Annotated in this window: 10 protein-coding genes; 5 read left to right on the top strand and 5 right to left on the bottom strand. The window is 43.0% G+C overall.

Annotated elements, in window-relative coordinates; all coding sequences use genetic code 11:
• Window positions 1-50: 50 nt before the first annotated feature.
• Together Q0Y52_RS05585 and Q0Y52_RS05580 are read right to left on the bottom strand one after the other, a co-directional pair.
• Entirely contained in the window at window positions 51-551 is a 501-nt protein-coding gene (locus tag Q0Y52_RS05585) for a DUF6702 family protein (protein WP_297819080.1), read from the bottom strand.
• Window positions 544-3,012: a M1 family metallopeptidase gene (locus Q0Y52_RS05580; RefSeq protein ID WP_297819077.1), complete on the bottom strand. Its 2,469-nt coding sequence runs from the start codon at window positions 3,010-3,012 to the stop codon at window positions 544-546. Before Q0Y52_RS05580 ends, Q0Y52_RS05585 begins: the two co-directional genes overlap by 8 nt.
• A gap of 269 nt (window positions 3,013-3,281) precedes the next feature.
• Here Q0Y52_RS05580 and proB point away from each other — a divergent pair, with 269 nt between their 5' ends.
• Window positions 3,282-4,379: a glutamate 5-kinase gene (gene proB, locus Q0Y52_RS05575; protein WP_297819073.1), complete on the top strand. Its 1,098-nt coding sequence runs from the start codon at window positions 3,282-3,284 to the stop codon at window positions 4,377-4,379.
• Between the two features lie 44 nt (window positions 4,380-4,423).
• The gene (locus Q0Y52_RS05570) at window positions 4,424-5,674 is read left to right on the top strand and encodes a glutamate-5-semialdehyde dehydrogenase (protein ID WP_297819070.1); all 1,251 of its coding nucleotides are present in this window, start codon (window positions 4,424-4,426) and stop codon (window positions 5,672-5,674) included.
• A gap of 72 nt (window positions 5,675-5,746) precedes the next feature.
• On the opposite strand, the gene Q0Y52_RS05565 is transcribed toward Q0Y52_RS05570, so the two are convergent.
• The 3 genes from Q0Y52_RS05565 to Q0Y52_RS05555 all read right to left on the bottom strand — a co-directional run bounded on the left by Q0Y52_RS05565 (window position 5,747) and on the right by Q0Y52_RS05555 (window position 10,680).
• Entirely contained in the window at window positions 5,747-7,123 is a 1,377-nt protein-coding gene (locus tag Q0Y52_RS05565) for a serine hydrolase (RefSeq protein ID WP_297819067.1), read from the bottom strand.
• Window positions 7,124-7,212: 89 nt separating this feature from the next.
• On the bottom strand, window positions 7,213-9,660 hold the full coding sequence (locus Q0Y52_RS05560) for a TonB-dependent receptor (protein WP_297819064.1): 2,448 nt from the start codon (window positions 9,658-9,660) through the stop codon (window positions 7,213-7,215).
• A 252-nt stretch (window positions 9,661-9,912) separates the two neighbouring features.
• Window positions 9,913-10,680 (bottom strand): SDR family oxidoreductase, encoded by a 768-nt coding sequence (locus Q0Y52_RS05555; RefSeq protein WP_297819061.1) that lies wholly within the window; start codon window positions 10,678-10,680, stop codon window positions 9,913-9,915.
• Window positions 10,681-10,818: 138 nt separating this feature from the next.
• Here Q0Y52_RS05555 and Q0Y52_RS05550 point away from each other — a divergent pair, with 138 nt between their 5' ends.
• The 3 genes from Q0Y52_RS05550 to Q0Y52_RS05540 all read left to right on the top strand — a co-directional run bounded on the left by Q0Y52_RS05550 (window position 10,819) and on the right by Q0Y52_RS05540 (window position 15,175).
• The gene (locus Q0Y52_RS05550) at window positions 10,819-12,663 is read left to right on the top strand and encodes a PQQ-binding-like beta-propeller repeat protein (RefSeq protein ID WP_297819058.1); all 1,845 of its coding nucleotides are present in this window, start codon (window positions 10,819-10,821) and stop codon (window positions 12,661-12,663) included.
• 221 nt (window positions 12,664-12,884) lie between these two features.
• Window positions 12,885-13,955 carry a VOC family protein gene (locus Q0Y52_RS05545; RefSeq protein ID WP_297819056.1) on the top strand — a complete coding sequence of 357 codons (1,071 nt, stop codon included), beginning with the start codon at window positions 12,885-12,887 and terminating at the stop codon, window positions 13,953-13,955.
• 230 nt (window positions 13,956-14,185) lie between these two features.
• Window positions 14,186-15,175, top strand: coding sequence for an alpha/beta hydrolase (locus Q0Y52_RS05540; protein WP_297819053.1), 990 nt, complete (start codon window positions 14,186-14,188; stop codon window positions 15,173-15,175).
• The last annotated feature ends 11 nt before the right edge of the window (window positions 15,176-15,186 follow it).

Here is a 15,186-nt window from a genome sequence, read left to right as displayed (position 1 = left end):
TGAACATTAGCCCATATTGATCTAGATCAGCTTTGTTGCAAGGTAATGATTCAGTATTCAAATGTGAGTGTTAGCAGTTCGACTGAATCGGTAAAACTCAATGTTTGTAGTTTGCCTTTACCTTCAACATTAATGGTATTGACTTGCTCTGGCCAAAGATCACGTAAGGCGTCATGACGGATTGTCATATTGTCTAGTTTGGTCGGTTGTGTGGTTTCTTGATATACCCAGAAAAACTTACCATCTAGTTCGACCCCCACCATTTTTAGTGGCAGGTGTTGCTGAGCACTATCAAACAAATTAAAGCGCTGATGAACATAGTTACCAAACTGGTTTTGAGTCTTTTTTGAGTCAATGATATCCGCGTCTTTACCCAATATTTGCTTTACTGCATGTTCTGCGTCGTGCACCCTAAAGCGGTGCATGATTTCGATATTTTCAGAGCGAGGGTTAAACAAAACAGTGCTAAAAGCGGTTTTTTGCTGATGAGCCGAAACAAAGAACGCTGCAAATAGCAGCGTTCCTACTAACCATTTCGATATGTTATTCATCATTGTCCTGGTTGTCGTCATTATCACCGCCACTGTCTGTTTTTAGCTCAGTTTTGATATCTTGCATGATATCTCGATAAACTTTGGCCTTACGTTTTTTAGACTTATACGCTTCGATACGAGACGGGATAATCTGCCGTGGGTAATGATTATTATTAACCTCTACGTCGGCTGTTTCCCAGCGCGGATCAACAGTGACACTTACCAATTCTTTATCTTTTTCAGTAATAATCATCTTATTAACTGCTTTAGGCGTTCGGCGCCAAATTTCAGCAGGGATATATTGATTTTCTGTGCTGCCATCAGCAAAGGTGAGTTCTAAGATAATCGGCATAACCAGACCACCTTTGTTAGAAAACTCCAAAACATAATAGTTTTTGTCTTCTTTTACCGCGCGTTCAAAAGCCACTTTTTCCCAAGGTTTTAAGTCTTTCAAGAATTTATTATATTTGTTACGTTCTTTGTTAGTAACCGTAAAGCGATCATTGTTGTCATAAAAATCAGTGATATCAGAAAAACGTTCTACCCAAAGCTCTTTACCTTCGGATTTGTTACGCTCATCTGTAAAAGACATAGGTTTGTCTAGTTCTTCCTGGCGCAAACGATTGAAGTCAATATCAGGATCTTTAGTATCCAAACGTAATTTTGAGATTTTATCTATGGAAATATCTACATGATCAGTGCTGTAAAACCAGCCGCGCCAGAACCAATCTAAGTCTACCCCTGAGGCTTCTTCCATAGTGCGGAAAAAGTCTGAAGGTGTAGGGCGTTTGTATTTCCAGCGCTGTGCGTATTCTTTAAAGGCAAAATCGAATAACTCGCGTCCTAAAATAGTTTCGCGCAAAATATTTAATGCGGCAGCAGGTTTGGTGTAAGCATTCGGGCCTAAGCGTAATACGCTGTCTGACTGCGTCATAATAGGTACTTGATTAGAAGATTTCATATAGCTGACGATATCGCGAGGCTCTACTCCCCAAGGAATAGTCGGGTCCCATTCACGACCCGCCACACCATCTAAAAAGCTGTTGAGGCCTTCATCCATCCAAGTCCATTGGCGTTCATCTGAGTTGACGATCATAGGAAAATAAATATGCCCCACTTCGTGGATAACCACCCCAATTAAGAAACGTTTTTCTGCTTGTGAATAGGTACGGCTACCATCGTCTTGCAACTCAGTTCGAGGTCCATTGAAGGTGATCATCGGATACTCCATTCCACCTACAGGACCGTTGACTGATTGCGCCACTGGATAAGGATAATCAAAGGAAAAACGGCTATACACTTCTAAGGTTTGGATTACCGCTTCAGTAGAATATTTCTTCCATAAATCGCCACCTTCTTTTGGATAAAAAGACATGGCCATAACCAGAGGTTGATCGTTACCACCTTGTTGATGGCCGCGAGCATCCCACATAAATTTACGTGATGAGGCCCATGCAAAGTCCCTGACATTTTTAGCACTGAATTTCCAAGTCTTAGATTTGTCGGTACCTGCTTTTTCATTTTCTAGGGCTTCTTCTTCGGTTACGACAAATACGATCCGATCCGCTTTTTCAGCTTCTTTTAAGCGCTTGCGTTGTGTCGATGTCAAAACGTTTTTTGGGTTTTGCAATGCACCAGTAGAGCTAACTATATGGTCGGCGGGTACTGTTAATTCGACGTCGTAGTTACCAAATTCCAAAGTAAACTCACCACGTCCAATAAATTCTTTGTTGGTCCAAGCTTCATAATCTGTATAGGCGTGCAATCGAGGGAACCATTGGGCTAACAAAAATATATCGTTACCACCCTCACGTTTGTCATCAGGAAAATGTTCGTAACCCGAACGGGCCGATACCGCATCTTCTTCAACTATACTAAAATCAAAGTCGATAGAAAATGTAACTTTTTCACCCGGTTTTAGATGCACAGGCAAGTCGATACGCATGTTGGTACCCACGATAGTGTGCTTAAGATTTTTGTTCTTTTTATCTTTGACTGCTGCAATGTTGTAGCCCAACACGTTGTCGTCAGTAAACTGTTGGCGACGTAATGCGCCCAAGCTAAGCTGCGCCGGTTTAGTACTCGAGGCTGTTGACGTTGCCGGCCCACGATTGCCAATGCCACCAAAAGTAGTCGTCATGGCAGACATTGAGTCATTACGAAATTTGTTTTGATCTAACTGCACCCAAAGGTACTTGAGCGTATCTGGCGAATTATTGTGGTACGTGATGTCTTGGCTCGCTTCTATTCGACGATTTTCTTCGTCCAGCCTCGCTTTGATTTTATAATCTACCTGCTGTTGCCAGTATTCATGGCCGGGCTCACCTGCAGCGTTGCGGTAGACATTAGGGGTAGGTAAAGATTCATCTAATTGACGAAACTTATCTTCAAAATCACCTTTTGTTTGGCTAATCGCGGCGTTTGCTGAACTAATAGTCGCAAACGACAGCATGGCAATCGTAATGAATTGTTTAAACATGGTATTCCCTGGTTGTCAGATGAAGTGAGTACGGCGCTTTTATTATTTTTATCTATTCACTGATCTTTATTTTATTCTAATTTTCTAAACAGTTCTTTGCAGAACTAACCTGTATTAAGAACGTTTTGTTTGCATTTTCGTTCATAACCGTTGTTTTTGTATGAATGATTTTATAAATAATTGAATTTTAGACCATAGCTTATAACTACAATGGCTTGTTAATCATCTGTTTTATCGTAATCTAATTAGATTGAATGATGGGGCGAACAATGACGACTATTAGTTGGAAAAGAGCAGTGATTAAAGTGGGGAGCAGTTTGGTTGCGCCTGCCAATAATCAGTGTAGCACTGAATTTCTGGCTCCGATTGCAAGATTTATTAACAACAGCCGCAAACAGGGAAAAGAAGTGATTTTGGTCTCTTCAGGCAGTGTTGCCGCTGGAAAGGGTAAAATCGCCTATAAACATCGCCCTTCTATCGCAGAAAAGCAAGCTATGGCGGCTATTGGGCAAACCCAGATGATGGCTAACTGGGCGAGATTGTTTGACTGTGATTGCGCTCAAATATTGCTGACCTCAGACGATTTACATAACCGTACCCGTTACGTAAACATTAAAAATACTTTACGAGAACTACTAAAAAACCATGCGTTACCTATAGTCAACGAAAATGACACGGTAGCAATCGACGAGCTAAAAGTAGGTGACAATGACAACTTGGCCGCATACACCGCGTTGGTTGTAGAAGCCGATACATTAATTATTTGTTCTGACATCAATGGTTTATATGACGCTGATCCTAGACGCCACTCAACTGCTAAGCTGATACCTGAAGTGAACATTATTAATGACAGTATTTATCAATTAGCGGGTGGTGCGGGAAGCGATGTGGGTACGGGTGGTATGCACACTAAACTTCAGGCTGCGCAAAAATGTGTAGACTCGGGAATTCAGACATTGATAGTCAATGGCCGTGATCCATCGGTATTTGACGAGTTGGCAAAAGGACATTCGCCCGGGACATTATTCACACCCAATAAGAGTTTAGATAATGCTCGCGACAACTGGTTAAGGCATACCTTAAAAGTGAAAGGGTCTATCGAGATTGATCAAGGTGCTAAACAAGCGTTGTTAGAAAGCGGTGCATCACTTTTACCTTCTGGCATTATCCACCTTAGTGGCCGGTTTTTGTCTGGTGAAGCTGTTAATATAACCTATAAGGATAACGCTATAGCTAAAGGTATCGTTTTGTATAGCGCAACTGATCTAATATCAATAAAGGGTTTAAACAGCCAAAAAATAGAAGCGACGTTGGGCTACTCTTTGGGTGAAACCGTTATCCACCGTGATGATTTAGTGCTGCTTTAAATATCTAATCTTTGAATTAAAATTTTTATATAGGGATCAACAACATGAGTTTTTCAATTGCCGACGCAGCACAAAAAGCCAAAAAGGCAGCTCGTCAAGTCGCTAACTTAACCGCGCAGCAAAAAAATCAGCTATTAACTGATATCGCCCAAGCACTCATAGCTAATACTGACAGCATTTTAGTCGCTAATGTTAAAGACTTAAACGCAGCTAAAGAAAACAACTTAGACGCTGCCATGCTAGACCGATTAGCGCTTGATCCTGAAAGAATTCAAAGCATTGCTGATGCCGTGATTGAGATTGCAGGTCAAGCTGATCCGGTAGGCAATATTGCTAATATCCAACGTATGCCAAGTGGTATTCAGGTTGGGAAAATGCGTATTCCGTTAGGCGTCATTGCGATGATTTACGAATCACGACCTAATGTGACTATCGATGCTGCTGCGTTATGTATAAAGGCGGGTAATGCTGTAATTTTACGGGGCGGTAAAGAAGCCATACATTCAAATCTAGCTTTAGCCAAATGCATTGAAATGGCCTTGGCCAAACAGCAACTCGACCCTGCCGCTGTGGTGGTTGTGCCCGATACAGACCGCGGTGTGATGAATGAGTTGATGACGCTAGATGAATCCATTGATTTAATTATACCCAGAGGCGGTGAAGGGCTAATTCGTTTTGTCTGTGAAAATAGCCGTATCCCCGTCATCCAACATTACAAAGGGGTGTGTCATTTATATGTAGACAGTGCAGCTGATGAAATTAAGGCGTTGAATATACTTAAAAATGGCAAGACCCAGCGAACTGGGGTGTGCAATTCACTAGAAACCTTACTGGTACACCAAGATGTTGCTGCGACATTTTTACCTAAAGCTGCTTTGTTATTAGCTGAGTACAATACTGTTATTCATGGGTGTGAAAACAGCATCGAATATTTCAGCGGTGCACAAAAAGCGACCGAAGATGATTGGCATGCAGAATACTTAGCGATGGAAATTGCGGTGAAAGTGGTTGCTGATTTTGACCAAGCCATTGAACATATAGAAGAATATGGTTCAGGCCACACAGAAGTGATTGTGAGCCAAGATTATTCAAAAACCCAAGCCTTTATTCGCCGAGTTAATTCAGCTGTGGTAATGGCCAATGCGTCATCACGTTTCTCTGATGGCGGTCAGTTAGGGTTAGGAGCAGAAATTGGTATATCCACCAGCAAATTACATGCTTATGGGCCAATGGGCGCTGAATCTCTCACAACAGAAAAGTTTATTGTGATGGGCGATGGCGAAGTGCGTTCTTAAATATGTGATCAGATTGTTACTTTAAGAGCCCCAAACATTATACGGGGCTTTATTCAAAATAAATCTAAGCTGTTAGCTGCAACTCATGCCTGTTTCTGTGTGTTCAGGTTCGCCATAAACTAGTTTTAGCAACTCCCCCCAAACGGGACGCACCTGATCCCCGAAAACCTGAGTAAACAACATTATGGTCGAATGGTTGAGTGGATCTACAAAGAAGTAAGTTGAAGCTGCTCCCCCCCAAAAATAACCTCCTTTGGGCATACAAACTGATAACTGGCTATTGTCTTCAATAATACCCACACCGAGTCCAAACAATATGCCGTTTTCTCCATATGCTGAGTTTTTAATTGCTTCCGGTGTTAGATGATTGGCTCTGATCGCAGCAACAGATTCAAGTGAGATCACAGTTTGACCCTTGTAGCTGCCGTTATTTAACAACATCAAACTAAATTTTGCGTAGTCGTCAATAGTTGACACTAGGCCAGCACCACCAAAGTCCATATCCCGTTGCTTGGAATAAATGCTTTTTTGTCCGCTATCTACTGTCACCAAACTTACATTTTCAGGCCAATATTGTTGACGTGTTATAATGGTGCCTTGGGGAGCCGGTTTGCCTCCTTTGGATACAAATGCATCAGTAAATCTGTTTGATTGATTTACCGAAACAATAAAACTGGTATCTGTCATGTCCAAAGGATAAAAAATTTCTTCTTGCATATAAGTGGCTAAGCGCTTACCAGAGGCTACTTCTACCACCCTTCCCAGTACATCTATAGAGTTACCATAAGTCCAATCGCTACCTGGCTGATGCATGATTGGCGCCTCAGCAATACGTTGAGAAAATTCTTTCAAACTAGCTACTGGGTTTTCACCATTTAACGGCGCTTTGTCTGAACCACTGCCCGTTGGTATGCCTTTATAAAGATACTCTTCCATAACCGCATTACCAGGGTACAAGCCATAAGTAAATCCGGCAGTATGCGTCATCAGATGTCTAATCGTGATCGGACTTTCAAGGGGAACTGTTCGCATTGATAGTCTGTCTTTGCCTGAGCTAAATACACGTATGTTGCTAAATTCTGGTATATAACGACTAACCTCATCATCTAATTTGAGTTTGCCCTGTTCAAGCAAAATTAGAGCTGCAACAACAGTTACCGGCTTGGTCATGGAATAGATGCGAAATAAATCGTTATGGTGCAATGCAATGTTGCGATCGAGACTGCTAAATCCATAAGTGTCAGAAAACACTAATTGGTTATCTTGATAAATCTGAGCTACAAAGCCGGGTACAATTTTACTGTCGACCGCTTCTCTAATTAGCTGGCGGGCATCATTCGCTTGTTCTTGGTTCATCAGAACTTTATTCTTAGTCAGTTTCGTGCTGCAACTGGTAGTGACTAAAATAGCCATTAATAGTGGGGCTAAAAAAGACAATTTAACTAACATACGCTTTCCTCATTGAAAAAACCCCACCAAATGGTGGGGTAAAAGTACCTGAGAACACGGTTCAGGATTTCCTACACTAATTTAAAAGGTTATTCAAAGCGATAAGTAACACGGACACCATAAGTCCGTGGGTCAAGGTAAACCGGGGTGCGGTAACGTCCAACAATTGAGTTGTCGACACCTAAGCTCGTGATAGACGCTTCATCACCTGCATTCTTAACAAAGGCTTCAAACTCCCAGACATCATCTAAGTCTCGGACCGTGACACTTAAGTCGGTTTGCTGCCAGCTATCTTGTAAATCCGTGGCGATGTTATACAAGCGCGAGTAATACTGGTCCTGCCAGTAGGTTTGCGCGCGGTAGGCTATTTCCCAGTTTTCATCCAATGCGTGAGTATATTGAATACCAAACTGAATTGAGCTTTCTGGTGAGAACTGCAATGTTTTCCCTTTTAGATTCACTGGACCCGAGCCTGAGGGTGAGGATATATCAGGGGAGGTGAGGAAATCTTCGTTGATTTCAGAGTCGAGTAAAGAAAGGTTTAAATTTATCCGCAAACCGTCTACTGGCGCAGCCACAAATTCAAACTCTGCACCTTTTACATCTGCATCAACATTGGTATTGAAGGTGGTGCCATCACCTAGTATCCCGCCTACTTGTAAGCCATCATATTGGTAGATAAAAGCAGTAACATTGGCCTGGAAAGTACGTCCGGAAAAAGTGTTTTTAGTGCCCACTTCAAGTGAATTGATGTATTCAGGATCAAAGGTTGGGAAATCACCACTGCCACCCGGGTTTATGCCACCGCCTTTGTAACCCCGAGACAAGGTGCCGAAAAACAAGGTTTCCTCGGTCATGTCAAAGTCTGCGTTATAGCTTAGGCCAATTTTACCTGTGACTTCTTGCCAGTCGTTTTCACCTTCTACTATAGCACCTTCAAGATCAAAGGCCGGATTTAAGTAGGAAAGAGGTGAAACTTGACGGGTTACCACGCCTTTTTCTTCATCTGTGTATCGCAGACCGAAGGTTAACTTCAGGTCTTCGCTAAAGTCATAATACGCTTCACTAAATACCGCCCAGGAAGTGGTGGTGACTGATGGTGATTGAAAGCTAAAGAAGGCTAGTTCATCAGGTAAACCCAGATAGCCAGCCAGACCAGTTAACTCGGGCAAATAGAAATTGACCAACGATTCACCCTCATAGTCAAAGTAATAGGCACCCGCGGTAAAGTTAAAGGGGCCATCTAGATAGGAAGCAACTCTAAACTCCTGACTCTTTTGGGTACTTGCGGCATAATCTGTGCGAACCGTGCTATGTCGTGTAGTGGGTTCAGTGCGACCACCAGGTAACAATAATGCTTGTGCCGTCAACATGCCGTTTGCACCATCGGCGCTATCAAAATCTCGCTCGGCGTCACCTTCTCTATCATGATAAGCGGAGACCGAGGTAAACACATAATCACCAAATTCGTAATTGAACTCAAATGATACTAAGAGGTCATCCCGGTAATATTCGGGTTGGGTGTCCATGCGCACTTGTCTCGGATCACTTGGGTTGCTGCGCACAGAGCCATCTAGGTTGGTATTATAAAAGTTGTCACGTAAGCCGTAACCGAGTGCGCCCAGCAGGCCAGACAAACCACCATTGGCCAATGCACCGTCGGTATGACTAGTATTAGGGAATTCACTCGCCAGAGTTTCACTATTATCACAGCCCAAAACAGGGTCTGACTTACACAAAACACCTGTCACTACACTACGGTCACTGTTCTCTTGAAAATATTCGGCAAATAAAAACCCAGTCGCTTTTTCACTAAATTCAAAAGTGGTTGAGCTGCGCAAAGACCATTGGTCTCGCCCATCAAGCTCGTCGAATCCAACATTTTCTGCGAGGTTTTCGGTGTAACCATCACGTTTTACTGTATTAAAAGCAAAGCGCTGTAGAACAGAGTCACTAAGGGGAATGTTAACGAAACCTTTTGTTCTTAAACTATTAAAAGTAGCAATTTCGGTGGTTAACTGGGCTTCAAAAATATCGTCGGGTCTTCTGGTAATTGAGTTGAGCACGCCAGACGTAGTATTGCGGCCAAATAAGGTTCCTTGCGGCCCCCGTAAGACTTCAATAGATTCCAAATCGTAATATTCGTTTTGGATAGCACCTGACCTGACATATACACCGTTAACGTGCACCCCCAAACCAGGATCGGCAGTGGCGGAAATTGCAGTGTTACCAACACCACGCACACTATAACCACCGTTGCCCGGGACAGTGAAATTGGGCACGCCAAATTGAATATCCAAGGCATCTTCAATATTCTGATCGTCTAACATAGTGCGACTAAAAGCACTAATGGCGATTGGCGTATCTTGTAATGAAGTCACACGTTTTTGCGCGGTGACTTCAATGACTTCAAGTCCATTATTTTCTTCTTCGGTGTTATTGACTGCCTGCGCAACTTCTTGTGCAAGTGCAGAAAACGCAAAGGGTAATAAGGCAATGATACTCAGCATGGGTTTTATAGTGTTTTTCGCTGGCATGATAGGCTCCCAGTTATTGTGTTTGTGTGGTGATATTAGATTCAGACAGCAGCCATCTCGGCCACTACTAAACAATGAGTCAATAAGGTTAATTTATTGACAAAGTGTATAATAGTCAATCTATTTAGTTACAGAAATGTTAATTAATTCGAAAGGCGTGGTTTAAATATGAAAATAAAATCTTCAAAATATCAATATAAACAACGTGTTAATAAAATATCTTGAAGGCTTTTGTTAGTGACTATTTGTTAATTAAAAGTTTACAGTCTTTATTGTACCGCCATCAACACGCAGATTTATCCCGGTTATGTTGGATGCAACTGGACTGGCCAAGAAGGCTGTGGCGTTTGCCACTTCTTGTGCCGTGCCTAAACGATTGAATACCGACAGGGCTTGAGCCCGCTTATACAAGTCGGGTTTATGTTTCTCTACCCCTTGCCAAAAGCCATTTTCATGATAGATCGGTCCCGGAGAAAGCAAGTTGACACGAATATTTTCTTTGCCTAACTTATGCGCTAGTTGCGATGCGTAAGAAATAAGCGCCGCCTTCATTGCCCCATATTCAGTCTCAGTTGGCATGTTTGCACTCATAATTGAGGCAATGGATGCGATATACACAATGGATGCATCCTTGCCTTTACGCAAGTGTGGCAGCGCCAATTCGGTGGCCCTAATATGTTGCATTAAATCGGCCTCAAAGGCCTGTTTCCAGCGCGCTTCACCACTATATTCGTTCATACTGGTGACATTAGATACAAACACGTCTAGACCACCGAGCTGCTCTACAGCAGATTCAAACCACTGGCCAAATGCCTGGGGGTCACTCACGTCTACACTGGCACCGTAGGCCGTTGCACCTTGTCCGCGCCAATTGGCGAGTGCGGCATTTAAAGCATCGGCTCCCCGGGCACAAGTGGCAATTGCTGCCCCTTCATTAATAAGTGTTTGCGCCGTAGCGTGACCAATACCGCGACTGCCACCTGTGACTATTGCTCGCTTATTAGCAAATCCTAAATCCATACCAAGCCTCATAACCATGTAATAAAATTATTAAATAAACCCTACATTGTATTGAACTAGTCGTCAATAAGGTTTAAATTAATCTTTATGTCTTTAAAATGCAGCCCTTTTTTTGAGTTGTTACCTGTGGGAATAAAAATGACAAATAATCGTCGAATTGCTGTGCTATTTTTACTTCGTTCTGTAGCCATTGTAGGCCTATCATTTATGAGTTTGATGGGTGTTCAGGCTGATGAATTAAGTGATGGTGCTAAAATCTTTCAAACTAACTGTTCAGCATGCCACCTAGGAGCTATGCTAGAAGCGCCCAAGGTTGAAGCACTCAAGCTATATCCGCCCGAAAGGATCATTAAATCCTTAGAATCTGGATTAATGAGTACCGCTGGCATTGGTTTATCTCTAGCTGATAAGCACGCAGTGGCTGAGTTTATAACGGGTAAAAAAGTCGCAGACTCCAAAATTAGTGAAACAATTTATACTTGCAAAAGTATCGGTGTTGACTTGCCCAAGTCATTATCTAAAGTCGATTGGAATGGTTGGGGAGGTAAGTCGGGAAACAGACGACATCAAGAAAATGAGTCTGGCATATCGCCAGATAACGTGGACGAGCTAAAATTGAAATGGGCATTTGCCTTTCCTGAGGCAACAAGGGTTAGGTCGCAGCCTATTGTAAGCAAGAACATGGTTTACATCGGTAGTCAGGCAGGGATTATTTATGCGCTTGATGTTGAAACAGGCTGCGTACAATGGGAGTATCAGGCTAAGGATGAGGTAAGAGGTTCGCTTTTTCTACAGCTGGACTCCTTGCTATTTGGCGATTTGGACGGCAACGCATATGCCATAGACGCGCAATCAGGCGAGTTAAAATGGCGTACAAAAGTGCATCCCAATCCATTGGCGGTGGTTACCGGTTCCGTGATCGCCGATGAGAAAAAGGTATATGTGCCTGTTTCTTCTCTTGAAATTATCCCCGCTGCCAGAGTGGAATATGAATGCTGCTCTTTCAGAGGGGCAGTGGTGGCGATTGACCTACAATCAGGTGAAAAAGTATGGACCACCTATACTATAGATGAGCCTAAACCCACTTATAAAACCTCGGCTGGTACGCAACAACATGGACCTTCAGGCGCACCTGTATGGTCTGGCCCTACTCTAGATTTAAAACGCAATCTACTTTATGCCACAACAGGGCAAAACTATTCGAGTCCCGCTACCGGTACAAGTGATGCTGTACTGGCTATGGACTTAAATTCGGGTGAGATAAAATGGGTGACTCAGGTTACAAAAGACGATGCCTGGAATGGAGCTTGCTCCCGCAATACCCCTAATTGCCCAAAAGAAGACGGCCCTGACTATGATATTGGCGCTTCAGCGATGTTAAGCACAGCAGAAAACGGTAAACAGTTGCTTATTATCGGCCAAAAATCCGGCATGGTATATGCCTTGAATCCTGATGCGAAAGGAAAAATCGTATGGAAACAGAGAGTTGGAAGCGGTGGAACTATGGGCGGCGTGCACTGGGGAATGAGCACTGACAATCAAAAGGTGTATGTGGGTGTATCGGACTTACCTACTAATAATCCTTACAACGTTGGTGCTGCTCATCCTGGTCTACACGCCTTAGATCTGAAGACTGGGGAGTTTGTATGGCGTAATGATTTGCCAAATGTCTGTGCCAAGGGGGGGAAATTTATGTGCTTCCCTGGTATATCCGCCGCAGTGTCAAGCTCTACAAATTTAGTCTATGCAGGCGGTCTAGATGGCATGTTTAGGATTTTTTCCGCGTCGAAAGGCGAAATTCTTTGGGAATATGACACTAAACAAGCGGTAAACACTATCAATGGCGTAAAAGGCTTTGGTGGTTCTATTGAGTCAGATGGACCCGTGATTGCAAATGGTAAAATTTACCTAACCTCTGGCTATGATAAGTGGGGGGAAGCACCGGGCAATATACTGATGGTGTTCTCAGCGGGTGGTAAGTGAGTTATACCCGTCATCCTTGAAACTGCCTGTTTGTTGGCTGCACTCATTCGCCCCAATCGGTAACCGACGTTGCACTTAGTGGACTAAGCTCATGGGGTCTCATTCGTTTGCCGCCGCCATGCAGTTCCAATGATTTTGGGTATAGATCGTAGAACTGTGGCGAGAATAAGTATGCAAGCGGCACTGTGCGGCTTGCTTGAAATTTTCATTTGGAGATAATTATGCATTTTTTTAAAAGCCTAGCGGCGATTTCTTTATCTATGAGCATATCGTCAGTCGGGGCGATAGAAATAGACGAAACAGCCACAATTAAAGATACCAAAACAACCATTATGGGGATCAACCATATTGGCTTGTCCGTGAAAAACCTCGATCAAGCGTTGGCTTTTTACCAACAGGCCACGGGTTTCGAACTTGTAAAAAGGGAAAAAGTATATGCCAATAGTCACTCGGATGCATTGTATGGGGGGGATAGCCTGGAATATGAAGTGGCGACCCTTAAAGCGCCTAATATGCTGTTTGAACTGACCGAATTTGCCATTAACAAAAACGTAAGATTAAGTGATATGCCTGCCCAAGGCCCGGGTATGACCCATACCTGCTTTCAATCACCAGTATCTGAATCTGGCTATGACAAATTTGTCGCCGCAGGCGCACGTTTAGTCACGCCGGGGAATACTCCCGTTGACTTAGGTGGATATGGTGTAACCTATGCTTATGGATATGATCCAGAGGGCAATATGTTTGAAATGGAGCAGCTGGACGGCGAAATTCTGGCCCGCGCCGGTTATGACAATGCCTGGCAAGAGTGGGATCAGCCCATGTGGATGACACAAGTTGCTTTTGCCACGCCTGATATCGAAAAGCTAATGAGTTTTTATCAAGTCGTATTGGGCATTAAGCCCTATCGAAAAGCCGAAATCGTCAAAAACCCTAAGATAGATCGTATCACCGGACTCACCGACTCAGATGTGCTCGCCGGTTGGTTCAAAATGAATGAGCAGTCAAAAATGATGGAGTTTTGGCAATTCAAAACGCCTAAAACTGCGGTATTCACAGGCAAGCGCAAAGCAAGTGATTTGGGCTATAGCTACTCTTTGGAAGTCACCGATATTCAAAAAGAGTACCAACGCCTAATGTCGCTTGGGGTTGACTTGATCAGTGCCCCGCAACAGGTGGGTGGATTTTGGCAGATGTATGCCAGAGACGTAGACGGTAATATATTTTCACTTCGTCAAGTGATCGAGTCCAATTCGAACTATTCCATTGTTAGCTTTGAGCTACCTGGCTAAGGGCCTTTTACCGATTTTGTGAAGTCACTGTAGAAAAGTAACCTATATGGATCCATTAAAGTGTGTGTGAAAGTTCACCTTCTTCTGATGATTGGTTTTATATGAGTATAAGAGAAAATGTTGCCTAGCGGATTGTACGAACCGAAGCTGGCGTTAAATAAGCATGTTATTAAGGAGCTAATACTTGAGTCGAAAATCCGGTATAGAAACAATAGTTTAGGGGAAATAAGGTGTTAAAAAATCAATTTTTTAGATTAGCTAGAATTTTCGCGTGCCTGTTAATTGCACCGTTTATACTAGCAAGTAATGTTACTTTTGCTGACGTATCTTCAGGGCAAACAACCACATTGGGCTATGACTCCAAATTTGTCACGCTTAATGGTTTGAAATTTCACTATGTGCAAAAAGGCGAAGGTGATTTAATTGTCTTCTTGCACGGATACCCATTTTTTGGTGCGTCTTGGGATAAACTATTATCCTATTTTGCTAAGGATTACCTTGTTGTTGCGCCAGATAATCGTGGTTACAACCTATCGGCCAAACCAAAAGGGGCGCAAAACTACAAAATTGAACTATTAGTAGAAGATGTAAAAGCCCTGATTAAGCATTTTCCAGCAGATAAAAAAGTCACACTAGTGGGCCATGACTGGGGCGGTGCACTGGCATGGACAACGGCGCAAAAGTACCCTGAATTAATCGACAAGTTAGTGGTTATTAATGCCCCACCTTACAATGTTTTACTGCACATGATTGTCAACAATGAAGACCAAAAAAAATCCTCAGTGTATATGGAAAGATTAAAGAGCCCGAGCATTGAAAAAATATTTGATGAGCGTGGGCCAGAGATGTTATGGCGTTATGGCTTTGACCGAGGTTATGCTAATGGGCACCTAGACGACAAATTTAAGCAGGCATTTTTTGAGGCTTGGGAGCAACCGGGTGCACATACAGGTGCGGTGAACTGGTATCGTGCCAACATACCTGCGGTGGCCGATATCAAGGATTCATCTTACTGGCCTTCAAAAAATGCCCGAGTGACAGTGCCCAGTTTATTGATTTGGACAGAAAATGAACGTACTTTTGTGCCGGCTATGCTGGACGTAATCCCCAAGTATGTTGATGACTTAAGCGTCACTGTGATCCCGGGCTCAGGGCACAGTCCATTTTTTGATAAACCCAAAGAAGTCATAGAAGCGATGCAAAAATTTTTTGCAAAGTAATATTGTATTCT

This window comes from uncultured Paraglaciecola sp., assembly GCF_943787955.1.
Lineage (GTDB): Bacteria > Pseudomonadota > Gammaproteobacteria > Enterobacterales > Alteromonadaceae > Paraglaciecola.
The sequence above is the reverse complement of the archived record's forward strand: the minus strand, read 5'-3'. Positions and strand labels throughout refer to the sequence as shown.